Here is a 23121-nt window from a genome sequence, read left to right on the forward strand (position 1 = left end):
GCGCCGACGAACCCGACCGATGGTGTGCTTTGTGAACGTCAAAAGCGTGGACCGAATCATCTACTCCATTTTCCAGAGATTTACCCTGGAATGGAAAACCCGCACCCTCAAGCTATTTACACAAGCCGCGTGACATCACCCTTTTATCTTCCTTTCAGTTGAAACAGCGACACTTTCGTGCTGCAATATTTGCCGTCATGTCCATGCGGCTCTCCAAGGGCAAGCTGTCGCACAAGGTGCTTCAGGATTACTTCGAAGCGCTGGCCGACAGCCCGGAGCAGCCCAGCAGCAAGCAGCGCGCCCGCCAGTTGCTGGCGTCGTACGCTGAGTTGCGCTTCCGCCTCTCCGGCGGCAGCCGCTGCCCGCTATGCCGCGCGCACGTGCGCCATGTGGTGCCGGTCACCGTTTATCGCAAAGACGGCAGCATCGCCCACTTCGCGTGCCTCTGCCATCGCTGCCTGGAAGGCGAACGTGCCCAGGCCGAGAAGCTTGAGATGCGGATCGGCAACGCGGAATGGGTGATGTGATTTGTTATTGGCTGTCTGTTATTTGTGATTGTTGCGGGATCGTGGCTGCCTGCGCGGCCGTCGCAAATAGGAAATAACCAGTCGTCAATAACAAATGGGCTACTTCTCCGCCACCATTTGCTCGACGATCAGGTCAATCGTCTCGAGCGCCCTGCGGCTGGTGAGGTTGTGATTGTTGGCGATCACGGAGAACACCAGCGTGTCGCCCCCGGCGGTCTTCACGTATCCGCTCAGCGCGTTCACGTGGCCGAGCGAACCGGTCTTGGCGAAGACGTGGCCGAGCGCGGGCGAATTGCGGAAGCGGTCGGCAAGGGAGCCATCCATGCCGGCGACGGGCAGCGTGTCGCGAAACGCCGCGTACCAAGGCTGCACGGAAGCGTAGCTGAGCAGCTTCACAATGGCGTGCGGCGTCACCAGGTTCTGCCGTGAGAGGCCCGAGCCGTCGTAGAACACGTACTCTTCGCCCTGTATGCCGGCCTGGGTCAGGAAGCCGTGCACCACTTCGAGCCCCGATTCGATGGTGCCGTTGGCGCCCTTCTCGCGGCCGAGCAGGCGCAGCGTCAATTCAGCGTGCAGGTTCTGGCTTACCTTGTTGATCACGCGCAGGTCCTGCAGGAACGGCTGCGAGTCGTAGCTGGCCAGCACGACCGGCTTGGGGAACAGGTTGGGGGGCACTTCGCTGCCGCCGCCGCCGCCCTGGGCCGAAGCCGTCGTGGTCACGGTAATGGTCGAGAGCTTGGCCAGTTCGGTGTGGCGTGTCCGCGGGCGCCCGTACACCACCACGCCGCGCTGCTCCAGCAGGCTGCGGAACAGCTGCGCCGCGAAGTTCGCCGGGTCTTCGATGGCAAGCGCCTCGTGCGCGCCCGAATCGTCGAGCGGGATGTTGCCCCAGAAGGTGATTTGGTTCGAGCCCGGCTCGCGGTTGATGTAGATCTTGCGGGGCTGCGTGCCCGGCGGCGTGGTCAGGATGCGGTTGTCCACGCGGTAGTACTCGGGGAAGGGGTTCAGGTTGATGAACGCCTTCTCGCCCGCGCGATCGGCCGGCATGATGTCGACGAAAACGACGTTGTCGTTGATGGTGAGCGCGGAAACGGGCGCGCCCCACTCCCAGACGAGATCGTCCTGCGTCCAGCCCTCGCCGTAGCGCTCGAAGGCGTACCAGGAATCGTCGCCCACAATGTCGCCGTCCACGTATTTCAGGCCCTTCTGCACCACCTGGTCAGCCAAGTCGGCGAGCACTTTGGCGGGCGGAAGCTTGCGCTCGGTGCGCGTGTTGTAGGGCAGCGTGCGCCCGGAAAGGTTCGGATCGCCGCGCCCGACCAGGATGAGATCGCCATTCAGGCGGCCGTACTTATCAATGGCGCCAGTCGTCTCTACGGTGGTGCGGAAGCGATAGTCGGGGCCGATGAGCGCCATCGCCGTGGCCGTAGTGAACAGCTTGGTGTTCGACGCGGGCGTGAACAGCTTGTCGGCGTTGCGCGAGTAAAGCGTGGCGCCGCTGTTGAGCGAAACCACCTCGATGCCCCAGAAGCCGCGGGAAACGTCTGTCTGATCGAGGATCTTGTCGATTCGCGCGCCGAGGGTGCTCTTGGAATCTTTTTTCTTGTTTGCAGCCGGAAGCGGCTGCGCAATCAGCGCAATCAGCAGCAGGAAAACGGCGGAGTAGCGCGCGCGCTGCATCGGGGTGAGTAGAAGTTTAGCACGGTTTCGTGCGCCTTTTCAGCGGGCGCTTGGCACGTGCAGCCACTGGCCCCGGTGGCAGCATTGGTGCAGCCGCGGTTCTCGAGAGCGGTGCGAACGGTCCTCGGCAGCTCCCGAACGCGCTCGGAGGCACGCGCTGGATGTCGCGCTCGGCCCCTGCCAGAACTGGGGCGGATAAGACTGCTGCGATGCAATCAGGAATGCGAGCCGAAGAACCACAAACGCGACCGTGTGCTCACCGCGTATTCTACTGGTAAATGCGCCCGAACTTCACATGGCGGCTCCGCTCGCGCACGCTGGCGCTCGGCCAGCGCACGCTGGTGATGGGCGTGGTCAACGTCACGCCTGATTCGTTCAGCGACGGCGGGCTTTACGTCTCAGCCGAGCGCGCCATTGAGCATGCGCTACGGCTTGTCGGGGAAGGCGCTGACATCCTCGATATCGGCGGCGAGTCTACGCGGCCCGGAGCGGGCGTTGGCACGACCGCGGCGGTCAGCGCGCAGCAGGAATCCGATCGCATTCTGCCTGTCATCGAAGGCGTACGGCGTGCGCGGCCGGACGCGATCGTTTCCGTGGACACGTACAAGGCCAGGGTCGCGCGCGCCGCCGTCGTGGCGGGCGCGGAGATCGTGAACGATGTCTCCGCCGGGTTGTGGGACGCGGCCATGCCGCACACCCTCGCCCAGCTCGGCTGCGGCGCCGTGCTCATGCACACCCGCGGCCGGCCCGACGAGTGGCGCAAGTTGCCGCCGGTGGCCGACATGGTTGCGCTGGTGAAGCGCGACCTGGCTGACCGCGCCCGCGCTGCGCTCGACGCCGGCATCGCGCGGGAACGCATTGTGCTCGATCCCGGCTTCGGCTTCGGCAAGAACTTCGAGGAAAACTATCCGCTGCTCGCCCGATTCGCCGACCTGCGCGAGCTCGGCTACCCGCTGCTGGCAGGGACGTCGCGCAAGAGCTTCATTGGGCGCGCGTTGGCGCGCGACGGCAAAGACCTTCCCGCCTCCGAGCGGCTGTACGGCTCACTGGCCGCCGCAACCATGACCATGCTCGCCGGCGCGCACATCGTGCGCGCGCACGACGTGGCGGCGACGGTGCAGGCGGCGCGGGTGGTTGAGGCGGCGCTGAGCCCTGGTTTGTCATCCTGAGCGGAGTCCAGGGTCCGCGTCGCGGACTCTGGCGGGAGTCGAAGGATCCCTGCCACTACCCCAACGTCGCGGTCGAATAGGGACGCTTCAACTCGCCTTCGCTGACGCTCAGACTTCGCTCAGGATGACAAAAACGAAGTCAGAACAATTTTTCGCTGTCCAGCAAGATCGTCACTGGGCCGTCATTCACCAACTCGACCTGCATCATCTCCTGGAAGCGGCCGGTTTCGCAGCGCAGGCCGGTCTCGCGAATCGCCGCCACGAAGCGCTCATATAGAGGGCGCGCCTGCTCGGGGCGCGCAGCGGCGAGGAATGACGGACGGTTCTGGCCGCGGGCATCGCCCAGCAGCGTGAACTGCGAGACCGCAAGCACGGCGCCGTCCACGTCGGCGGCGGCCAGATTCATCTTGCCGTCGGAATCATCAAAGATGCGGAGCTTGCAGACGCGCGCGGCGAGCGCCGTCGCGTCGGCTTCGGTATCACGCGCGGCGACCCCGAGCAACACGAGCAGGCCAGGCCCGATCTCACCAGCCACTTCGCCGTTCACAGTGACGCGCGCGCGGGAGACGCGCTGGACGACGGCTCGCATGTGCGCGAGCTTAACAGAGCGCGTGAACCACAAGGACGCGGAAACACGGAGAAAAGCCGTTTCACGCGAAGCAGACAAAGGTCACACGAAGCCCTTCGGCGAAGCCTTTGTGTGAAGTTTTTCTCCGCGTCTCCGCGGTCCAAACTTCTATCCCCGCGCGGCCGACCCCGCCGGCGCCACCGCCGCCGCGGCGCGCAGGATTGCCGCCGCCGACATCTCCACGTCCTTCTCGCTGGTGGACCAGTTGGAAACCGAGATGCGCATCGCCGCCATCTTGTGCCACGTGGTGCCGCTCAGCCAGCAGGCGCCGTCGCGCTGCACGTGCTCGATCGCCGAGCGCGTGGCCTCGTCGGAACCGTGGAAACGAATCAGCACCTGGTTCAGCACTACGTCGTTCAGGACGCGGACGCCGGGCTGCCCGTCGAGCAGTTTGGCGAACTGCCGGGCGCGGGCGCAGCAGCGCTCGACGAGGTCGCGCACGCCGCTGCGGCCCAAGTGACGCAGCGCCGCATACACGGTGAAGCCGCGGGCGCGACGGGAGAATTCGGGGGTCCAGTTGAAGTTGTCGCGCTCCTGCTTCTCGGAGTGGATCAGGTACGCGGCGGTAATGCCCATCGCCGCCTGGTGCGCCTCCGGGTGCGCACAGATCAAGAACCCCGAGTCGTACGGCACGTTCAGCCACTTGTGGCCGTCGATGGCCCACGAGTCGGCCAACTCGACGCCGCGCACGAGGTGTCGCAGCCGTTCGCTCACCGCGGCCCACAGGCCGAAAGCGCCATCCACATGCAGCCAGGTGGGGTGCGACTTGTCGCGCGCGCGGACCGCCTCGCCGATTTCGGCCAGCGGATCGAATGAGCCGGTGTTTACGTTGCCGGCCTGCGCACACACGATGGCGGGCCCCTGGCACTTGGCCAGCACGGCCTCGAAGTCGCTCGCGACCATCCGGCCCTGCGCATCTGTCGGGACGCGATGCGCCCGGGTGCCGAGCCCGACCATTCGCAGGGCCGCGAGGATGGTGGCGTGCGCTTCGTCGCTGATGACGATGTTGATGCGTGGCGCGCCGATAAGGCCCGCCTCTTCCACGTCCCATCCTGCTTTGCGCAGCACGGCGTGTCGCGCCGCCGCCAGGCCAGTGAAGTTGGCCGTTCCCCCGCCGGTCACAAATCCGACGCTTGCGCTCGCCGGCAACCCGAGTAGTTCGACCAGCCACCCCGCTGCAATCTCTTCCGTGACGGAGGCAGCGGGCGAAGTGGCGTACAAGCCCGAGTTCTGGTCCCAGATCGAGGTGAGCCAGTCGGCGGCGGTGGTGACGGGCAGGCTGCCGCCAATCACGAATCCGAAGTAGCGCGGGCCGGCGCTGGCGACGATGCCGCGATCGGCCGCCTCGGCCAGGTGGCGGACGACTTCCACGGCGTCGAGGCCGTCCTCGTTGAGCGGACCGCCGAGCGCGGCGCGCAGTTCTTCAACCGTCACGCGCGGGAACACGGGCCCGGTGGCGTTGCGTTCTTCGCGGCGTTGGATGGCGTCGATCACCTGATGGAGCAGCGCGTGGGTCATGGTGAACATCCTCGCATGCCGAAGCGTGGGGGCCGCTATCCGGGAACCAATAGCCAACCAGATGTGCGGGAGCCCAGAATGATTCGAAGAGTTTTCTCCGCTTGTTGCAATCCGTTGCATCCTCCCAGGTTCATGCCGTTGTGGGGGCCGCACTCGAAGCTGGACGTGCGATTGGCCACCAGCGGATGAAAAGCCAGCCCTCTGAGGAGCTTCCTCGTAGCGCGTCGTCCCTGATTGACGCGTCCTGCCTGCGCCGCTACACTGCTTCGCTCCCTCGTTTGCAATCAGGAGTCCGATATGCCCAAACAACGCGCCCTGTGGGCTTTTGCGCTCACGGTGCTGTGCAGCGTGTCGCTGGCCGCGCAATCCGGGCCGAGCGCACCGGCTGTTCCGCAGCTCGCGCCTGCGGCTGCCGCGCCGCCGTCGCAAGACGTCGTTATCCGCGGCGGCACGGTGCTGACGGCGACCCACGGCACCATTCCCAACGGCAGCGTGTACATCCACGACGGCAAGATCGCCGCCGTGGGCGCCACGGTAAACGCGCCGGCCGGCGCCACCGTGATTGACGCGACCGGGAAATACGTTACGCCCGGCATCATCGATCCGCACGCGCACATGGCGCTCGACAGCGACGTGAACGAGGCCACCAGCCCCGTGGTGCCGCACATGATGATGCTCGACGCCTTCGATTATGAGGACAAGGCCATCTATCGCGCCCTGGCGGGCGGCGTGACCACGTCGCTGCTGCTGCACGGCTCGGCCGACATGATCGGCGGGCAGGCCGTGGTCATTAAGAACAAGTTCGGACTCGGCCGCGACCAGATGCTATTCCCCGGCGCGCCGCAGTCGATCAAGTTCGCCTCGGGCGAGAACCCCAAGCGCGTTTTCGGCTCGCGCAACCAGCTTCCCTCCACACGCATGGGCAACTTCGCGGTCATGCGCATGGCCTTCACCGAGGCGCGCGACTACATGCACGAGTGGGACGAGTACAACAAGAAAGTGCAGCGCGGCGACAAAGACCCGCGCATGCCGAAGAAAGACCTGAAGCTGGAGGCGCTGGCCGACGTGCTGCGCGGCAAGCTGCTCGTCCAGATCCACATCTACCGGGCCGACGAGTTCCTCACCGAGATCGCGCTGGCCAACGAGTTCGGCTACAAGATCCGCGCCTTCCATCACGCGCTGGAAGCGTACAAGGTGGCGCCGCAGATCGCCGCCGCCGGCGCCGCCATCGCGACCTTCAGCGATTGGTGGGGCTACAAGAACGAGGCCTGGGACGCGATTCCGTGGAACGCCGAAATCTCCATGCACAAAGGCGTGCGCGTGGCGCTGAAAAGCGACTCCAACGACTTCATGCGCCGCCTCAACCAGGAGGCCGGCAAGGTCCTCCGCTACGGCGGCGTTACCGAGGAACAGGCGTTGCAGATGATCACCCTGAATCCGGCGTGGATCATCGGCGTGGACAACCGCACCGGATCGATTGACGTGGGCAAAGACGCCGACATCGTCATCTGGAACGGTCCGCCGCTCTCCAGCTACGCGCTCGCCGACAAAGTGCTGATCGACGGCGAGGTTTACTTCGACCGCTCGCTGCCCGGACTCGGGCTCACGCACTTCCACGCGGAGGGACAATGAAAACGTCGTCGGTTGTTGGTCGCTGGTCGTTGGCTAAGGCGCGCACTGCATCCGCGCTGGTTGTGGTCCTTGCGGCGCTGCCCCTGCTCGCGCAGAAGCAGAAGCCCTCGCCTGGAACGGTTGCCACATCGCCGGCGCCCATCGCGATCCGCGGCGGCAAGCTGCTGACCATCACTCACGGCATTGTAGAGAACGGCGTCGTTGTCATCGAGAACGGGAAAATCACGGCCGTCGGACCGGTGAACGGCACCAACGTTCCCAGGAACGCGCAGGTCATCGATGCCACCGGCATGACGGTGTATCCGGGTCTGTTTGACGCTGAGTCGCACCTTGGCCTGACGGAAATCTCCGCCGAGCCGATGACGAACGACCTGGTCGAGATGAGCGACGAGATCATGCCGCACATGCACGTCTACGACGCGTTCCACGCCGAGAGCGAACTGATTCCGGTCACGCGCATGAACGGAGTGACCAATGCCGTGATCGCCCCGCAGGACGGCGACAGCATGCCCGGGCAGGATTCGATCGCCCAGATGGCGGGTGGGAACCGCGACGAGATGCTGATCGCGCGCGACGTGGCGCTGCCCATCAACTTCATCGGCGAAGTGCGGCGCGGCCAGCGCGGCGGCGCCGGCTCGGCGCAGCAAACACGCTTTCCGGAAACGCGCATGGGCGTGGCCGCGCAGCTGCGCCAGTCGTTCCTCGACGCGCAGAACTACGCGCAGAAGCTGGCGCGCGAAGAGCGGCGCCGGCAGACGGGCGACACGGCGCCGGCGGCGGGCGAGCCGTTCAAGCACGACCTGAAGCTGGAGGCGCTGCTGCCGTATCTGGACGGCAAGAAGCCGGTCGTGCTGGCGGCGCGGCAGTCCGACGAAGTGCTCACCGCCGTCTCGCTGGCGCGCGAGTTTAATTTAAAGATCATCCTCAACCACGTGGACAAGGCGCAGCGCCTGCTCGACCAGATCGCGGCGTTCAAGGTCCCGGTCATCGTGGGACCGATCTACACCTTTCCTGCTGACGACCAGCGCTACGACGCGGTCTACAGCCTGCCGGCGCAGCTCGCCAAGCGCGGCGTGAAAATCGCGTTCGCCAGCTACGATGACGACCACAACGCGCGCAACCTGCCGTACCAGGCCGGCTACGCCGTGGCGTACGGCCTGCCGTACGATGAGGCTCTGAAGGCCATCACCATCAACCCGGCCGAGATGTTCGGCGTGGCCGACCGCCTGGGTTCGCTCGACGTGGGCAAAGACGCCAATGTGGTGATCGCCGACGGCGACCCGCTCGACGTGAAGACCGACGTGAAGCGCGTATTCATCGCCGGCCGCGAAGTGCCGCTGAAGAGCAGGCAGACGGAGCTGCGGGACCGGTACATGGAACGGTGAAGGACCAAATAAGGCTTAGTTTGCAGCGGCTTATACACGCAAATCCAACCATCTCAGGCACGGCAGCATCTAATGGTATACGTAGTATACGCTGTTGGGTGGTAAGCTATTGACATCAAAACAGTAAGAGCTATTATTCGGTTCCCGCCTCCGCTCGGCGGGCCGAACAAAAAGAGAAGGGACTTTCATCATGGCAGACCGAAAGCAGCAGTTTTTCGGCGAGATCAAGCCCGACGCTGACTTGCGAAAATTGCTGGAGGCGTCACGCCAGACGCCGGTGACAGAGGCTGAACTGCGCGAGCAAAGAATCAGTTTTGCATTTGGCAACGCGCCAGCGGACGCGAAAGATATTACTAAGGACAGCGTTCGCCAAGCCTCCAAGCATATTCGACTGGTTCGCTAATCTCTGTGATCCGGCCCATCGCCGGGTCACTACTTACATATGTCGGTACGCGAGAAAGACGATCCCGCGCTTTTCAGACGTATTCAAGAACAAAACCTCCTTCGCCAGTACGACCTGTTGTCAAACTGCGTCGAAATTGGGCTAACGAAAGGGATAGAAGCGTTCGATAAGTACACACTGTGGGCTCTGAACTACACGGCCGTGGCGAATATTGCTCAATTCGGGGGCCGTTATCGCGAGGAGCCGATCTACGTCGGCAACCACACGCCACCGCATTTCGAGAAAGTCCCAAATTTGATGGACAGGTTCTTCTCTCTTATCCATGAAAACTGGACAATACTAGATCATCCCACATGGCTTGCAGGATATGCGCTTTGGCGGCTGAATTGGATTCACCCGTTTGTAGAAGGAAACGGGCGAACAGCGCGCGCTGCTTGCTACTATCTGATCTGCCTGAAGCATGGCGCGTTGCTCCCTGGTAAGAAGATCGTTCCGGAGCGAATACGCGAGAATCGCAAGCCGTACTATGACGCGTTGGCTGCTGCGGATCGTGCATGGGACGAAGGCAAGCTGGACGTTTCGGTCATGGCGAAGTATCTTGAGGAATTGTTGAAGGGCCAGCTTACGGATCAGTGAGTTTCGTCATCTGCGACCTTACAGTCTTTACACGCCCCACCCCGCCCATTACACTGAGGGGTTTGGTATACCGGAGCAGGGCAATTCTTCGCCCAGGAGGCGCACTCCCCATGGCAGCGGTTGAAGAAAAAGTTAAGCAGATCATCGTCGAGCAGCTCGGCGTGGACGAAGCCGAGGTCACGGCCAACGCCTCATTCGTGGACGATCTTGGCGCCGATTCGCTCGACGTGGTCGAGCTGGTCATGGCCTTTGAAGAGGCCTTCGACATCGAGATTCCTGACGAGGATGCGGAGAAAATCCGCACCGTCCGCGACGCCATTGATTACATCGAGAAGAAGGCCAAGGTTTCAAAGTGACCGCGTTTTGCGGGCGTGAGCGACTCCTGAAGAGCAGCGAAGGGAGGAGCGGGAGCCCGCAGCGGTCATCCTGAGCGCGGCGCGCGACCAGCGCGAAGCGAAGGACCTGTTCCACCCACCGCCGCAGCGCCATCCGCCCTGCGGCATTGTTCTGACGGGCGCAACCGTAAGGAGCCAGTTCGTGCGACGTGTCGTAGTCACCGGCCTCGGGCTCATCTGTGCCCTGGGCAACACCAGCGAAGAAGCCTGGAAGAACCTTGTCGCCGGCAAGAGCGGAGTGCGCCGGGTTACGCACTTCGACGTCAGCCAGTTTGCCTGCCAGATCGCCGCCGAGGTCCGCGACTTCGATCCGCTCAACTTCGTCGAGAAAAAAGAACTGAAGAAGATGGGCCGCTTCATCCACCTGGCGCTGGCCGCCACCGATGAAGCGATGAAGATGTCGGGACTCCGGGTGACGCCGGAGAACGCTACCCGTGTGGGTGTGCACATTGGCTCGGGCATCGGCGGGTTCGACGTGATCGAGCGCGAGCACTCCAACCTGATCAGCGGCGGCCCGCGCAAGATCTCGCCGTTCTTCATTCCGGCGGCCATCGTGAACCTCGCGGCCGGACACGTGAGCATCCGCTGGGGCGCCAAGGGCCCGAACGAGGCCACCTGTACCGCCTGCACCACCAGCGCACATGCCATCGGCGACGCCGCCAAGATCATCGCGCGTTGCGATGCCGACGTGATGATCGCCGGCGGCACCGAGGCCGCGATCACGCCGATGGGTGTGGGCGGATTTGCCGCCATGCGCGCGCTCTCCACCCGCAACGACGAGCCGGAAAAAGCCAGCCGCCCGTGGGACGCCGGGCGCGACGGCTTCGTGATCGGCGAAGGCGCAGGGATCCTGATCCTGGAAGAACTCGAGCACGCCCGCCGCCGCAACGCGCCGATTTTCGCCGAACTGGTTGGCTACGGCATGAGCGGCGACGCCTTCCACATCACGCAGCCCGCCGAAGACGGCGACGGCGCTTATCGCGTGATGCTCAACACTCTCAACGACGCCAAGGCGCGCCCCGAAGACGTGCAGTACATCAACGCGCACGGCACCTCGACGCCGATCGGCGACAAGCTGGAAACCATCGCCATCAAGCGCGCCTTCGGTGACCATGCGAAGAAAGTTGCCGTCAGCAGCACCAAGAGCATGACCGGGCACCTGCTGGGCGGCGCCGGCGGCCTGGAGGCCGGCATTACCGTGCTGGCGCTGCGCGACCAGGTGATCCCGCCGACCATCAATCTGGAAACGCCCGACCCGGAGTGCGACCTCGACTACGTCCCCAACCAGGCCCGCCACACCGAAATCAACCTCGCGCTCACCAACTCCTTCGGCTTCGGCGGCACCAACGGCTGCCTGCTGTTCCGCCGCTGGACGGAGTAATAGAAAAAGCGCGGCCTGCCCTCGCAAGCCGCGCTTTTCGCCGACACAGATCGGCTATTTGCCCTTGGCGGAAGTGCAGCTTTCGGAAATCATCTGCACGTCCTCTACCTTGTAGTGCTTTTCCTTTCCTTCCTTCTTTTCCGCGGTCTCGCCCATCGCGGCTGCGGTTGACGCCGTAGCCGTGATCTTCACCTCGTGGCCCACGTGGTCTTTCAACGCGTCGTTGCCGCCAATTTCAACCGTCTTGCCGTTCTTCGCGGTGAGCGTGTAGGCGCCATCGGCGTTCGGACCGCTCAGGCAGCCGGTCATGGTCTTGCCTTTATGGTCCTTGTGCTCCATGGTCTGCATACTGGAGCTCTGGTCGCTTTGGGGCTTGGCCTGGTCGCTTTCGGGTTTCGACTGGGTATGGCCGGGACTCGGGTTGGGTTGCTGGGCAGCCGGCGGGTTCTGATCGGAGGTGCTCGGGGCGCTGGGCGGCGCGCTCGTTTGCGCCATCATCGACAGCGCGAACAGCGACGTCAGGGCCAGGGTAAACAATGCCTTCTTCATAGAACTCTCTCCTTCCGGTACTGATGGCCTGTGCAACATCGACTCGTGGCGCGCCAAGAGGGATGCTGCGGCTGGAAAGCGGGTTGTCAGCCCGAGAGACGCTGCTGGCTCCTGGCTGCTGGCTTGAACCCGGCCGTGCGAAGCCGACAGCTAAGGGCGAAGAGCCAAGGGCGAAGAGCTGAAGAGCGCCCTTAGCTTTTCGCGGGAAACGGGAAACGGAAAGAGGGAAGCGGGAAACAGCCTTTTCAGAAAATGCGGAAGTGAATTGTCAGGTACTTCTTGGGATTCTCGCGAATGGCCTTCACCAGCGTCCGCGTCTCCACCAGCATCTGGTCGGCGTTGTTGTAGAGCGACGGATCTTTCAGCAGCTTGCCTGCTGAGCCCTCGCCGGCCTCGAGCCGGTCAGCGATCTTCGAAATGCGGTCGAGCGTGATGTCGAGCTTGCGCGCCAGTTCCTCGTCCTTGGCGAGCTTGCCGATGGCGCCTTTACCGGCGTTGATGTCGGCCACCAGGGTGTGCGCCTCGTTCACCGTGCTCTTCAGCTTCGCGGCCATCTCCTGGTCTTTGAGCAGGACGCCGACCGTACCCTTGCCGCCGTTGATGTCGTCCACGATCCTGTTCATCTTGTCGACGGCGGAATTCAGCTTCTGGTAGAGCTCGTCGCTGTAGATCAGCTTGCCCACCGAGCCCTTGCCCGAACTGATGTCGGCAACCATGCCCTGCACCTGGCCGAGCGTTTGCGTCAGCCGGTTGTAGAGCGTGGGATCGTTGATGAACTTGCCCACCGATCCCTGGCCGTTCTCAATCGTGCCCACGATCCGGTCCAGGCGCTGGACCAGCGTCTGGATGTTCTGCAGCGTGCCCTGGCTGGCGCGAACAACGTCCTGAATGTCGGGACGGTCGCGGATAGGCAGCTCATCACCATTCTGCGCCGGCGGCGACTTCTGCGCCTGCGTGCTGTCAATGTCCACGAATGTTTCGCCCAGCACGCCGGCCGTGCTCAGCGAGACCTGCGATTCCTTGCGGACGTCGAAGGCGTATCGCGTGCTGATCTTCATGCCGACTTCCACCGGCGTCTGCGGGCGGCCCGCCACGATCCGGATGGAGGTCACGTTGCCGATGTCCACGCCGTGCAGCCGAACCGGCGCGCCCACCCGCAGTCCGCCGGCGTTGTCGAAATACGCGCGAATGAAAATCTTCCGGGTGAAGATGCCGGTAGTGCCGCTCATCAGAAAGATGAGGACCGCCAGAGCGAGACTGGCGAAGATGACCGTCAGACCGACACGCAACTGCGACCATCTCACCTGTTTCTGGCTAGGCAACCGTCCTCCCAAGTTGAAGGGGCAGAGGCCGCGATTCTAGCAGATGCTCCGCGCATCGCAGCATCGGCGCCTTCCTCCATCCGCTGAGCGGCCGCCGCGCGCGGGGAGCGACACCGGACACGGGTGGCCTGTTAACTTCGCAACCGTGAGCGGCCGCCTGGCGAACGTCTGGATGGGAGTGATCACCGTGCTGTGGCTCCTGCCGCTCGTCGCCGTACTGCGGCTCGGCCTGGGCAGCCGCCCCATCCTTGCGGTCACAACCGTTGTGGCCGCGCTGGCGCTGGGGGCGGTCCCTCTGCTTCGGCAATTCGCGGCGTGTTTGCAGTCCGCGCGGGCGAACCTCGGCTCTACTGCCTGCCCGGCGTGACGCCCTCCGGCGATACGTGCTGGGCGGCAGCGCCTTCAACCGCGTCACGCGCCGGACAGCGCCACAGCACTGGATGGTTCGCGGCAAACGATCCCTGCTTGCCGCGGCAGCGCAGACCGTGGCCAGCGAGCGCGTGCACTGGTGCTGGTTGCTGTTCTCGCTGCCGTTTGTGGCGTTCTGCTGTGCCCAGCGATGGACCGGCTGGTCGGTTTCTCTGGCCTTGGCGAACGTGCCGCTGAACGCCTATCCGATCATGATCCAGCGCCTGAATCGCGCCAAGGTCGCGCGCGTGGAACAGCGACTGCACGCCCGGGCCCGCTTGTCTACGGCAGTTTTCTGTCGCGGACGCTAGCCGCCAGGCCGCCTGTGTGCATCTGACTTGAGTGCGCCTGCGGTACCCTTGCGAACGGCCCTTCCGAAGCAGGCGGTCCGCTGACATGGCCGAACGTTATCTCTGCATACACGCCCACTTCTATCAGCCGCCGCGGGAGAATCCCTGGCTGGAAACCGTCGAGATGCAGGACTCAGCCTACCCGTTCCACGACTGGAACGAGCGCATCACGGCGGAGTGTTACGCGTCCAACGCCTCTTCGCGCATTCTGACCGCCGACAACCGCATCGCGCAGATCGTGAGCAACTACTCGAAGATCAGCTTCAACTTCGGGCCCACGCTGCTCTCCTGGCTCGAGGCGAACGCGCCGGAGGTGTACGCGGCCATCTTGGAAGCCGACCGCGCCAGCGCGGAAAAGTTCTCCGGACACGGCTCGGCCATGGCGCAGGTTTACAACCACATGATCCTGCCGCTCGCGTCGCCGCAGGACCGGCAGACGCAGGTGCTGTGGGGCGTGCGTGACTTCGAGCATCGCTTCGGACGGCGTCCTGAAGGGATGTGGCTCGCCGAAACGGCGGCCGACATCCCGACTCTCGAGGCCCTGGCCGAGGCCGGCATTCGCTTCACCATCCTGGCGCCGCACCAGGCCGCGCGCGTGCGGCCAATCGCAGGCGCTTCGGCGGATGGGGCTAACCGGAACGGCAATCAACCGAGCGGCGAGGCCGAGTGGAACGACGTTTCCGGCGGCCGCATCGATACCTCGCGCGCTTACGTGCAGCGCCTGCCCTCGGGCCGCAGCATCAACCTGTTCTTCTACGACGGTCCGACGTCACGCGCCGTGGCCTTCGAGGGCCTGCTCAACAACGGCGAAGCATTCGCCTCGCGCCTGCTGGCCGCGTTCGACGGCGGCCGTGAAGGCCCGCAGCTCGAGCACATCTCCACCGACGGCGAAACTTACGGCCATCACCATCGCCACGGCGACATGGCGCTCGCTTACGCGCTGCATCACGTGGAGAGCAAGCAGCTGGCGCGGCTCACCAACTACGGCGAGTTCCTCGAACTGCACCCGCCGGAGCACGAGGTGGGAATCGCCGAGAGCACATCGTGGAGCTGCGCCCACGGCGTCGAACGCTGGAAGTCTGACTGCGGCTGCAACACCGGTGGACGCGCCGGATGGAACCAGGCGTGGCGCGGCCCACTGCGTGCCGCGCTCGACTGGCTGCGCGATGCGCTGGCGCCGCTCTACGCGCAAGCCGCCGGTGAGTTGCTTCGCGATCCCTGGGCGGCGCGCAACGACTACATCGAAGTCGTGCTCGACCGCACGCCTGAGGGCGTGGCGCGTTTCTTCTCCAGGCATGCGCGCCGCCAACTCACGCCGAGCGAACGTGTCCGCGCGCTCAAGCTGCTGGAGATGCAGCGGCACACGCTCCTGATGTACACCAGCTGCGGCTGGTTCTTCGACGAGCTCAGCGGTCTGGAGAGCGTCCAGGTGGTGGAGTACGCCGGCCGCGCCGTGCAGCTCGCTCAGGAGCTGTTCAGCGACGGGCTGGAAGAACAGTTCCTCACTCGCCTCGCGGAAGCCAGGAGCAACCTGCCCGAAATGGGCGACGGGCGCCGCATCTACGAGATGCTGGTGCGCACGTCGACCATTGACCTGCCCAAGGTCGCGGCGCACTTCGCCATCAGCAGCATGTTCAAGCGCACCGCGGAAGGGGCGCCCACTTACTGCTACTCGGTGGCGCGCATGGATTACCACCCGCTCGAGGCGGGGCGCGCACGGCTGGCGCTGGGACGCGCCCTGGTGACCTCGCGCATCACTGAAGAGAGCGCATTCCTTACGTTCGCGGTGCTGCACTTCGGCGACCACAACCTCAGCGCGGGCGTCAGGCCGGCGACCACCGATGAGCACTTTGCCGAGCTGGCTCGCGAAGCCTCTGAAGTGTTCCAGCGTGACGACCTGCCGGGCACCGTGCGCGTTCTCGATCGGCACTTCGCCGGCGTCAGCTATTCGCTGAAGTCGCTCTTCCGCGACGAGCAGCGCCGCATCGTCGATACGATCGTGACCTCGGTGCTGCGCGAGGCCGAGAGCACCTATCGCGGCGTATACGAACACCACGCGCCGCTGGTGCGCTTCCTCGGCGAGCTGCACCTGCCGGTACCGCCGGTGCTGCGCGCCAGCGCGGAATTTGTGATCAACGCCAGCTTGCGGCGCGAGTTTTCACGAAGCGATCCCGACCTGGACCGCGTGACGGCGCTTTTGGGTTCGGCGGCGCGCGACCACGTGGCGCTCGACGCCGCCGGGCTGGGCTTCGCCCTGAAGAAGACGCTCGAAGAGGCCTTTGCCGGGCTGCTGGCCGCGCCCACCGACCTGGAGTTGCTGCATCGCCTGGACGCGCAGATCAGCATGGCACGCTCGCTGCCGTTCGAAGTGGACCTCTGGCGCGTGCAGAACATCTACAACCAGCTTCTGCTCACCGTGTATCCCGGCGTGCGGCAGCTCGGCAACGACGAAGCCGTGGCGTGGAGCACGCGCTTCGAAACGCTCGGCGAGAAGCTCGGCTTCGCGCTGCAAGCGGCGCCCACGGAGCGCCTGTCGCCGGTCTCCGATCAAGCGTGATCGGCAGCGACTAGGCAGCCAGCCTGCGCACAATCAGCCGGTCGCGCCCGCCGGCCTTGGCCGCATACATGGCCTCGTCGGCGCGCTGGAGCATCTCCTCGGTTGAATCGGGCGGAGGATGGAAGGCGACAGCGCCCATGCTGAAGGTCACCGGCAGCCGGCGGTCCTGCATGGTGTTGTTCAGCACCGCTTGCAGCTTGTCGAGGACGGCGGTGGCCGCCTCGGCGGCGGTCTCGGGAAGCAAAGCGGCAAACTCGTCGCCGCCCAGTCGGCCGACCAGGTCGGCGCGGCGGAGGTTTTCCTGCATGCCGCGGGCGATCGCCATGAGCAGCTCGTCGCCCGCCGCGTGCCCCAAGCGGTCATTCACTTCCTTGAAGTGGTCAAGGTCGATATAGGCGAGCGTGAGCGGCAGGCCATAGCGGCGCGCGCGGACCTTTTCGGTGTCCAGCGCCTCCAGAAAAGCGCGGCGGTTGGGAATGCGCGTGAGCGCGTCAACCCGTGACGAGTGCCGCTCGCGCTCGTAAAGCGCCCGAAGCTCGGAGATGATGAAAACGAAAAACACGAACATGCCGAGGCGCGCGAGTGCGTTCCAGTAGGTCACCGCGAGCGTCAGGTGAGCTTCCATCTCGATCCCCAGCGCGATCCCCGCGCTCAAGCTGGCGGCCAGCAAGCCTGTGCGCCGGCCGAAGTACCAAGTGAGGAACGAAACCGGGACGAGATAGAAGAACGCGGTTTCCAGCCCCGGAGGGCTCATGACATGGCTTACGGTCGCCGCCAGCAGCAGAAAAATGCCGACCGCGGCCTGGAGCTTGCGATCCTGACGTCCCAGGACTTCGGTGATGTTCATGCTGGGGTTGGATGCGGCCATTCGCGCGGGAGCTAAACCGAATTCAGCGCGCGTTCGGCGGTCTTCAACGCCCGAACGCTCCTGCGCCGTGTGATACCGTAGTCGCTTTGCCGCGCGCTCATTGGCGCGGCCGTCGCATGATCGTGGGCACTGGCGTGGACATTGTAGACGTGGCGCGGGTGGCCGCCGCCATGGAGCGCTTCGGCGAGCGCTTTGCCGCGCGCGTTTTCACGGCCGACGAGATTCGCTACTGCCGCTCGAAGCAGAACGCGACCGAACGCTTTGCCGCGCGCTTTGCCGCTAAGGAAGCGGCGATGAAAGCGCTGGGCACGGGATGGCGGCACGGCGTCGCCTGGCGCGACTTCGAAGTGCGCCGCCAGCCGGGCGGGCGCCCCACCATGCGCCTGGCCGGCAAGGCGGCGGAATTCGCGGCGCGCCAGGGCGTGAAGCACATCTCACTCTCGCTCACGCACACCGAGACGCAGGCGATGGCGTTTGTGATCTTCGAAGGAGAATGAAGGGCAAGGCAAAGGGCAAAAGGTAAAAGGCAACAGTAAGGGCCAGTCACTTTTGCCTTTTTCCTTTTTACTTTTTACTTTTGCCTTTCTCCATGACGCAATCTCCCGTCTTATCTCCTCCAGCCGCTGAAGACCGAGGCAGCGCTCGCGCCGTTGCCGCCGCTGTCTCGCTGGCCAGCTTCGCCGGGCTTCTGCTGGAACTTTCGCTCACGCGGCTGTTTTCGGTGGTGCTCTTTTATCACTTTGCATTTTTGGCGATTTCGATTGCGCTGCTGGGACTCGGCGCCGGCGGCGTATTCGCGTACGTGCGCCGCGACTGGCTGGCACGCTGGCCGCTGGCGCGCATCGGGCACACGCTGGGACTGGCCGCCGCCGTGGCGATCGTGGCCGCGCTGGAAGTCGTGATCCATACGCCGGTTTCGCTCGACACCACGCGCGGCAACTTTGCCCGCCTGGCGGTGATTTATCTTGCCGCGGCCGTGCCGTTCTTCATGATCGGCCTGCTGCTGTCGCTGGTTTTTGCGCGGCAGGGCCGCCGGATCGCGCAACTCTACGGCGCTGATCTGCTGGGCGGCGCGCTCGCCTGCGCGCTCGTGGTCCCGCTGCTCGGATTGATCGGCGCGCCCAACTGCGTGCTGCTGGCCGCGGCGGCGGCGGCGAGCGCCGCCGTACTGTGGCGCCGGGCAGCCGGGCCCGCCAGCGACGGCAGTCGCGTTGCGATCGCAGTGACCGCGCTGTTGCTGGTTGCCATCGCGGCCAACTACTCCGGCAAGCTGGTGGACATCGTCTACGCCAAGGGCATTCGCCGCGACCAGCCCTGGATGCTCTTCGCCAAGTGGAACGCGATCTCGCGCGTCGAAGTGAACCAGCAGGGCGAGTCGAAGTACATCGTGATCGATGCCGACGCGTCGAGCGCCATCATGAACGTGGATCCGGCGCGCTGGGCCGAGGACACGCATCCTACGCCGCACGACAACGGCCTGCCGTCGCGCACCGCGGCTGATTCGAACGCTTCAGCGCCGGCCGCGACGGCCTACAACTGGAAGCGCGACCTGATGGCGGCAGCGCCGGCGCTGGCCAACGTGCTGCGTCCGCGCGGCGACTTCGCCATCATCGGGCCGGGCGGCGGCGTGGACGTGCTGCGCGCCGTCGCCAACGGCAGCCAGAACGTGACCGGCATCGAAATCAATCCGATCATCGCCGACACCATCATGCGCGGGCGGTATGCCGACTATGCGTACCACCTCTACGAGCTGCCCCAGGTGCACATTCACGTGGGCGACGGGCGCTCGTATCTGCGCGCCAGCCGCGAGCGCTACGACGTCGTGCAGATGACGCTGGTGGACACGTGGGCGTCGACGGCAGCGGGAGCGTTCGCGCTCAGCGAAAACAGTCTCTACACGGTGGAGGCGTTTCGCGAGTACTTCGATCATTTGAAGCCGGACGGAATCATCGCCATCACGCGGTGGGAGTTTCGGCAGCCGCGCGAGGCGCTGCGCGTGGTGAGCCAGGAGATTGAGGCTTTGGGCGGCGGCATGCGGCCGCGCAACTTTCTTGTCGTTTCCGACGGCGCGCTGGACGAAGACGGCCGTCCCGTCACGGTGCTGGCTAAGAAGACCGAGTTCACGCCGGCGGAAGAAAATGCGGTCTTGGAGCACATTCGCCGGAATCCGAACCTGTTCCTTATTTACGCGCCCTCTGACGCGGACGAAAGCCGTGATCGCCCGGTGCTGCGAGCCAATCCCGTTGCGGCCGCGCCTTTTCGCGAACTAATCAACTCCTCCGACGAACTTCCGCTGTTCTTCAACGGGCGGCAGCACTTCCTCGCGCGATACCCGTACAACATCTCTCCCGTCACCGACAACGCTCCATTTTTCTTTTTCACCATCCGCTCCGGCGACGTGCTCCGCGGCATCCTGGGCGGCACCGGGCGCGGCATGGATTGGCGCATCAACGTCGGCGTGGTCGTGCTGTTCTTTCTGTTGGTGCTGGCGTTCGTCGCTGTGCTCGCGTTTCTGATCGTGCCGCTTGTCCTGTACGGGCGAGCGGCCGGACGAGACGTCCAGCCCCGCCCAAGACGCATCGCTGGGCTGCTCTACTTCGCCGCCGTCGGCCTCGGCTACATCCTGGTGGAGATCGCTTTCATTCAGCGCTTCGTTTTGTTCCTCGGGCATCCCACCTACGCGCTCACCGTGGTCGTCTTCCTCATGCTGCTGGCCAGCGGGATGGGCAGTCTGGCGGCGCGGCACTGGAGCGCGTCGCGGCGCGGGCGGCGGTTGCGCGTGGCGCTCGCGCTCGTGATCGGCGGCGTAGCGGCGCTGGTCGTCGTTCTGCCCGGTACACTGGCGTCGCTGGTGGGGGTCGCATTCCCGCTGAAGCTGCTGTTGAGTGCCGCGCTGCTGGCGCCGCTGGCATTTGCCATGGGCATGCCGTTTCCCACCGGACTGCGCGCGCTCGCGCCCGAGGCCGACGCCGTCCCTGCCGACGAGGTGGGCGTCGCGGGCAACCCGGATTCGATGGTCGAGTGGGCCTGGGCGATCAACGCGGGCTCGAGCGTTCTGGGCTCCGTGCTGGCAATGGTCATCGCGGTGCACCTCGGACTCAATGTGACGCTGGCTGCGGGCGCCCTCGCCTACGCCGCGGCCCTGGCGCTGACCTGGCCGCTTCTGCGGCGAGCGTAATCCCCGATTTCTACGGCTTGCCGCCCAGCGCTCTCGCCGCGAATGAAAGACTTGCTTTATGCAAGTAAAGTTTGCTACCCTGCCGCGGCTGTGCGAAACAGGCGGAAGCAAGCAGTGCGGCGCTCGGGCTGTCCGGTGAGCATTGCGCTGGAGCGCTTCGGCGACCGCTGGTCGTTGCTCATCATTCGCGACCTGATGGTGCGCGGCTATCGCACGTTCAAGGAATTCGAGCAGTCGGGCGAAGGGATCGCCACCAACATCCTGGCGCAGCGGCTGCGGCGCCTGCTGAGCGCCGGCATCATTTCGGTCGCGCGGGAGAAAGGTGACCGCCGGCGGGTGAACTACCGCCTTACGCGCAAAGGCATCGAACTGGCGCCGGTCGTGCTTGAGCTGCTGATCTGGTCCTCGCGCCACGAGCGGACGGGCGCCCCCTGTGCGCTCGTGGAGCAGATGGCCGCCAACCGCCAGCAGGTGCTCGCCGAAGTCCGGCGCCGGTGGGAGGAGCGCGATCCCACGCCTTTGATACCCAAGTTCGATTCACGCCTGGAGAAAGCGTTGCATGAATTTCGGCGAGAAAGTAAGTGAGCGATGTCGAAAGAACATCCACGCGTTCGTTGTAAGGTTGACGGCCTGACCGCCACCAGGAACCAACAAAACCGGGCGTAGCGCGACGCCCCAAGGCAGTTCAACCCTAACCAGCCGTACGACAAAGGAGGAAAGCAAAGATGGCAACACAGCCCACGCACGAACAAGCCCGGCTTCACCTGCAGGTTTTTGAAGAGCGACGTGAAGCGCGGTTGCGCCAGGCGCGCGACTGGTTCTTCAAGAACTACATCGCCAACACCTGGGACGAAGCCATGCGCCTCGCTGCACCCGGTACCGAGGGCGGCACCAACTTCATGATGGTGACCGCCTATTGGGAGCAGGCCTGCGCGCTGCTCAACTATGGCCTTTTGCACGAAGACCTGTTCTTCGAAACAAGCGGCGAGTTCTTCGGTGTCTTTGAGCGCATCCGCCCGACGCTCGCCGAGGGCCGCAAGGTCTTCCATAACCCGCTCTTCCTGGCGCACCTGGAAAAAGCGGCCCAGCGCTATGAAGCCTGGATGGAGAAGCGCTCGCCCGGCACCATTGCCGCCATGCGGGAGTTCATGAAGCAGATGGAGCGCGAGCAGTCGCGGGCGGCTTAAGCAACAAAACTGAGAGACAAACTGGCCGGCGCGCCGGAACGAATTGGTTGACTCCGGCGCGCGCGGCTATCATTCGAGGTCTGCGAAGGAGACGCAATGAGCAAGGTCCGCGTTCTGGTTGGCACGCGCAAAGGCGCATTCATCCTCACATCCGACGGCAAGCGAGACAAGTGGGAAGTCAGCGGCCCGCTCTTCGCCGGCTGGGAGCTCTATCACCTCAAAGGATCGCCGGCCGATCCCAACCGCATCTACGCTTCGCAGACGAGTGGCTGGTTCGGGCAGATCATTCAGCGCTCCGACGACGGCGGCAAGACCTGGCACCAGCCCGGCACGCCGCCCGGCGAAACCAAGGGCCCCGACGGCATGCCCAAGGGCGAGAGCAACAAGTTCGTCTACGACTCGGCGGCTGCGCCGCTGACCACGCACCAGTGGTACGACGGCACACAGCATCCGTGGGAGTTCAAGCGGGTGTGGCACCTGGAGCCCTCGCTCACCGACGCCAACACCGTTTACGCCGGCGTGGAAGACGCGGCGCTGTTCCGCTCAACCGATGGCGGCAAGTCCTGGCACGAACTCCCGGGCCTGCGCGGGCACGGCACCGGCCCCAAGTGGCAGCCGGGCGCGGGCGGGATGTGCCTGCACACCGTGATCCTCGATCCAAAGGACCCCAAACGCATCTATATCGCCATTTCCGCCGCGGGCGCGTTTCGCACCGACGACGGCGGCAAGACGTGGAAGCCCATCAACCGGGGCCTGCACTCGCAGTACATCCCCGATCCCAAGGCCGAGATCGGCCACTGCGTGCACCACATCGCCATGAACCCCAAGCGCCCGGGCGTGCTCTTCATGCAGAAGCACTGGGACGTAATGCGCTCCGACGACGCCGGCGAAAACTGGCGCGAGGTCAGCGGCAACCTGCCCACCGACTTCGGCTTCGCCATCGACGTGCACTCGCACGAGCCGGAGACGATTTACGTAGTACCCATCAAGAGCGACGGCGAGCACTACGTGCACGAAGGCAAACTGCGCGTCTATCGCAGCAAGTCGGGCGGCAACGAGTGGGAGGCGCTCACCAAGGGCCTGCCGCAGGAAAACTGCTACGTGAATGTGCTGCGCGACGCCATGGCCGTGGACACGCTCGATAAGTGCGGCATCTACTTCGGCACCACCGGCGGCCAGGTGTACTGCTCGCCGGACGCGGGCGATTCGTGGTTTCCGATCGTGCGCGATCTGCCCGCCGTCCTGAGCGTTGAAGTACAGACGCTGGCGTGAACGGAGGGTTGATGCGAGCTAAAACAGTGGTTCGTTGGGAGGCCGATCAGCGCCGCATGCTTCGGCTTGCCGATAA

Annotated in this window: 22 protein-coding genes; 16 read left to right on the forward strand and 6 right to left on the reverse strand. The window is 64.7% G+C overall.

Annotated elements, in window-relative coordinates; genetic code table 11:
* Positions 1-197: 197 nt before the first annotated feature.
* Positions 198-527: a hypothetical protein gene (locus VFA60_09455; GenBank protein HZQ92005.1), complete on the forward strand. Its 330-nt coding sequence runs from the start codon at positions 198-200 to the stop codon at positions 525-527.
* Between the two features lie 99 nt (positions 528-626).
* Here VFA60_09455 and dacB read toward each other — a convergent pair whose 3' ends face one another.
* Positions 627-2207 carry a D-alanyl-D-alanine carboxypeptidase/D-alanyl-D-alanine-endopeptidase gene (gene dacB / locus VFA60_09460; protein HZQ92006.1) on the reverse strand — a complete coding sequence of 527 codons (1581 nt, stop codon included), beginning with the start codon at positions 2205-2207 and terminating at the stop codon, positions 627-629.
* 278 nt (positions 2208-2485) lie between these two features.
* Between dacB and folP the strand changes: the two genes are divergently transcribed.
* Positions 2486-3376: a dihydropteroate synthase gene (gene folP / locus VFA60_09465; GenBank protein HZQ92007.1), complete on the forward strand. Its 891-nt coding sequence runs from the start codon at positions 2486-2488 to the stop codon at positions 3374-3376.
* 139 nt (positions 3377-3515) lie between these two features.
* Here the strand turns inward: folP and dtd are convergent, their stop codons facing one another.
* Both dtd and VFA60_09475 read right to left on the reverse strand, forming a co-directional pair.
* The gene (gene dtd / locus VFA60_09470) at positions 3516-3965 is read right to left on the reverse strand and encodes a D-aminoacyl-tRNA deacylase (GenBank protein ID HZQ92008.1); all 450 of its coding nucleotides are present in this window, start codon (positions 3963-3965) and stop codon (positions 3516-3518) included.
* Between the two features lie 147 nt (positions 3966-4112).
* Positions 4113-5522 (reverse strand): aminotransferase class V-fold PLP-dependent enzyme, encoded by a 1410-nt coding sequence (locus VFA60_09475; protein HZQ92009.1) that lies wholly within the window; start codon positions 5520-5522, stop codon positions 4113-4115.
* Positions 5523-5819: 297 nt separating this feature from the next.
* On the opposite strand from VFA60_09475, the gene VFA60_09480 reads away from it, so the two are divergent.
* The 6 genes from VFA60_09480 to fabF all read left to right on the forward strand — a co-directional run bounded on the left by VFA60_09480 (position 5820) and on the right by fabF (position 11354).
* The gene (locus VFA60_09480) at positions 5820-7154 is read left to right on the forward strand and encodes an amidohydrolase (GenBank protein HZQ92010.1); all 1335 of its coding nucleotides are present in this window, start codon (positions 5820-5822) and stop codon (positions 7152-7154) included.
* Positions 7151-8539, forward strand: a complete 1389-nt coding sequence (locus VFA60_09485) for an amidohydrolase family protein (protein HZQ92011.1) — start codon at positions 7151-7153, stop codon at positions 8537-8539. Before VFA60_09480 ends, VFA60_09485 begins: the two co-directional genes overlap by 4 nt.
* Before the next feature lie 190 nt (positions 8540-8729).
* Complete coding sequence (locus tag VFA60_09490; protein ID HZQ92012.1) at positions 8730-8942, forward strand: hypothetical protein; 213 nt, start codon at positions 8730-8732, stop codon at positions 8940-8942.
* Between the two features lie 39 nt (positions 8943-8981).
* Positions 8982-9578: a Fic family protein gene (locus tag VFA60_09495; protein ID HZQ92013.1), complete on the forward strand. Its 597-nt coding sequence runs from the start codon at positions 8982-8984 to the stop codon at positions 9576-9578.
* A gap of 110 nt (positions 9579-9688) precedes the next feature.
* Complete coding sequence (gene acpP / locus VFA60_09500) at positions 9689-9934, forward strand: acyl carrier protein (GenBank protein HZQ92014.1); 246 nt, start codon at positions 9689-9691, stop codon at positions 9932-9934.
* 181 nt (positions 9935-10115) lie between these two features.
* Positions 10116-11354 carry a beta-ketoacyl-ACP synthase II gene (gene fabF, locus VFA60_09505; protein ID HZQ92015.1) on the forward strand — a complete coding sequence of 413 codons (1239 nt, stop codon included), beginning with the start codon at positions 10116-10118 and terminating at the stop codon, positions 11352-11354.
* A 54-nt stretch (positions 11355-11408) separates the two neighbouring features.
* On the opposite strand, the gene VFA60_09510 is transcribed toward fabF, so the two are convergent.
* Positions 11409-11903: a hypothetical protein gene (locus tag VFA60_09510; GenBank protein HZQ92016.1), complete on the reverse strand. Its 495-nt coding sequence runs from the start codon at positions 11901-11903 to the stop codon at positions 11409-11411.
* Between the two features lie 245 nt (positions 11904-12148).
* On the reverse strand, positions 12149-13225 hold the full coding sequence (locus VFA60_09515) for an MlaD family protein (GenBank protein ID HZQ92017.1): 1077 nt from the start codon (positions 13223-13225) through the stop codon (positions 12149-12151).
* A gap of 145 nt (positions 13226-13370) precedes the next feature.
* Between VFA60_09515 and VFA60_09520 the strand changes: the two genes are divergently transcribed.
* The 3 genes from VFA60_09520 to VFA60_09530 all read left to right on the forward strand — a co-directional run bounded on the left by VFA60_09520 (position 13371) and on the right by VFA60_09530 (position 16540).
* Positions 13371-13592, forward strand: a complete 222-nt coding sequence (locus VFA60_09520) for a hypothetical protein (GenBank protein HZQ92018.1) — start codon at positions 13371-13373, stop codon at positions 13590-13592.
* 16 nt (positions 13593-13608) lie between these two features.
* Positions 13609-13944, forward strand: coding sequence for a hypothetical protein (locus VFA60_09525; GenBank protein ID HZQ92019.1), 336 nt, complete (start codon positions 13609-13611; stop codon positions 13942-13944).
* Positions 13945-14029: 85 nt separating this feature from the next.
* Positions 14030-16540 carry a DUF3536 domain-containing protein gene (locus VFA60_09530; GenBank protein HZQ92020.1) on the forward strand — a complete coding sequence of 837 codons (2511 nt, stop codon included), beginning with the start codon at positions 14030-14032 and terminating at the stop codon, positions 16538-16540.
* Between the two features lie 10 nt (positions 16541-16550).
* Here VFA60_09530 and VFA60_09535 read toward each other — a convergent pair whose 3' ends face one another.
* Positions 16551-17408, reverse strand: coding sequence for a diguanylate cyclase (locus tag VFA60_09535; protein ID HZQ92021.1), 858 nt, complete (start codon positions 17406-17408; stop codon positions 16551-16553).
* A 116-nt stretch (positions 17409-17524) separates the two neighbouring features.
* On the opposite strand from VFA60_09535, the gene VFA60_09540 reads away from it, so the two are divergent.
* From VFA60_09540 to VFA60_09560, 5 genes are all read left to right on the forward strand, one after another.
* Entirely contained in the window at positions 17525-17905 is a 381-nt protein-coding gene (locus VFA60_09540; protein ID HZQ92022.1) for a holo-ACP synthase, read from the forward strand.
* A gap of 92 nt (positions 17906-17997) precedes the next feature.
* Entirely contained in the window at positions 17998-20586 is a 2589-nt protein-coding gene (locus tag VFA60_09545; protein HZQ92023.1) for a hypothetical protein, read from the forward strand.
* Between the two features lie 114 nt (positions 20587-20700).
* Positions 20701-21171, forward strand: a complete 471-nt coding sequence (locus VFA60_09550) for a helix-turn-helix domain-containing protein (GenBank protein ID HZQ92024.1) — start codon at positions 20701-20703, stop codon at positions 21169-21171.
* Positions 21172-21311: 140 nt separating this feature from the next.
* Positions 21312-21773, forward strand: coding sequence for a hypothetical protein (locus VFA60_09555; GenBank protein HZQ92025.1), 462 nt, complete (start codon positions 21312-21314; stop codon positions 21771-21773).
* A 96-nt stretch (positions 21774-21869) separates the two neighbouring features.
* A complete protein-coding gene (locus VFA60_09560) occupies positions 21870-23045 on the forward strand; it encodes an exo-alpha-sialidase (GenBank protein ID HZQ92026.1) in 1176 nt (391 codons plus the stop codon).
* The last annotated feature ends 76 nt before the right edge of the window (positions 23046-23121 follow it).

The organism is Terriglobales bacterium (assembly GCA_035651995.1).
Taxonomy (GTDB): domain Bacteria; phylum Acidobacteriota; class Terriglobia; order Terriglobales; family Acidobacteriaceae; genus DASRER01.

What these genes read in the sequence shown, in the direction of transcription:
- VFA60_09455 (HZQ92005.1), top strand. Translation starts at nt 198, where the DNA reads ATGTCCATGCGGCTCTCCAAGGGCAAGCTGTCGCACAAGGTGCTTCAG.
- dacB (HZQ92006.1), bottom strand. Translation starts at nt 2,207, where the DNA reads ATGCAGCGCGCGCGCTACTCCGCCGTTTTCCTGCTGCTGATTGCGCTG.
- folP (HZQ92007.1), top strand. Translation starts at nt 2,486, where the DNA reads ATGCGCCCGAACTTCACATGGCGGCTCCGCTCGCGCACGCTGGCGCTC.
- dtd (HZQ92008.1), bottom strand. Translation starts at nt 3,965, where the DNA reads ATGCGAGCCGTCGTCCAGCGCGTCTCCCGCGCGCGCGTCACTGTGAAC.
- VFA60_09475 (HZQ92009.1), bottom strand. Translation starts at nt 5,522, where the DNA reads ATGACCCACGCGCTGCTCCATCAGGTGATCGACGCCATCCAACGCCGC.
- VFA60_09480 (HZQ92010.1), top strand. Translation starts at nt 5,820, where the DNA reads ATGCCCAAACAACGCGCCCTGTGGGCTTTTGCGCTCACGGTGCTGTGC.
- VFA60_09485 (HZQ92011.1), top strand. Translation starts at nt 7,151, where the DNA reads ATGAAAACGTCGTCGGTTGTTGGTCGCTGGTCGTTGGCTAAGGCGCGC.
- VFA60_09490 (HZQ92012.1), top strand. Translation starts at nt 8,730, where the DNA reads ATGGCAGACCGAAAGCAGCAGTTTTTCGGCGAGATCAAGCCCGACGCT.
- VFA60_09495 (HZQ92013.1), top strand. Translation starts at nt 8,982, where the DNA reads ATGTCGGTACGCGAGAAAGACGATCCCGCGCTTTTCAGACGTATTCAA.
- acpP (HZQ92014.1), top strand. Translation starts at nt 9,689, where the DNA reads ATGGCAGCGGTTGAAGAAAAAGTTAAGCAGATCATCGTCGAGCAGCTC.
- VFA60_09510 (HZQ92016.1), bottom strand. Translation starts at nt 11,903, where the DNA reads ATGAAGAAGGCATTGTTTACCCTGGCCCTGACGTCGCTGTTCGCGCTG.
- VFA60_09530 (HZQ92020.1), top strand. Translation starts at nt 14,030, where the DNA reads ATGGCCGAACGTTATCTCTGCATACACGCCCACTTCTATCAGCCGCCG.
- VFA60_09535 (HZQ92021.1), bottom strand. Translation starts at nt 17,408, where the DNA reads ATGGCCGCATCCAACCCCAGCATGAACATCACCGAAGTCCTGGGACGT.
- VFA60_09540 (HZQ92022.1), top strand. Translation starts at nt 17,525, where the DNA reads ATGATCGTGGGCACTGGCGTGGACATTGTAGACGTGGCGCGGGTGGCC.
- VFA60_09545 (HZQ92023.1), top strand. Translation starts at nt 17,998, where the DNA reads ATGACGCAATCTCCCGTCTTATCTCCTCCAGCCGCTGAAGACCGAGGC.
- VFA60_09555 (HZQ92025.1), top strand. Translation starts at nt 21,312, where the DNA reads ATGGCAACACAGCCCACGCACGAACAAGCCCGGCTTCACCTGCAGGTT.
- VFA60_09560 (HZQ92026.1), top strand. Translation starts at nt 21,870, where the DNA reads ATGAGCAAGGTCCGCGTTCTGGTTGGCACGCGCAAAGGCGCATTCATC.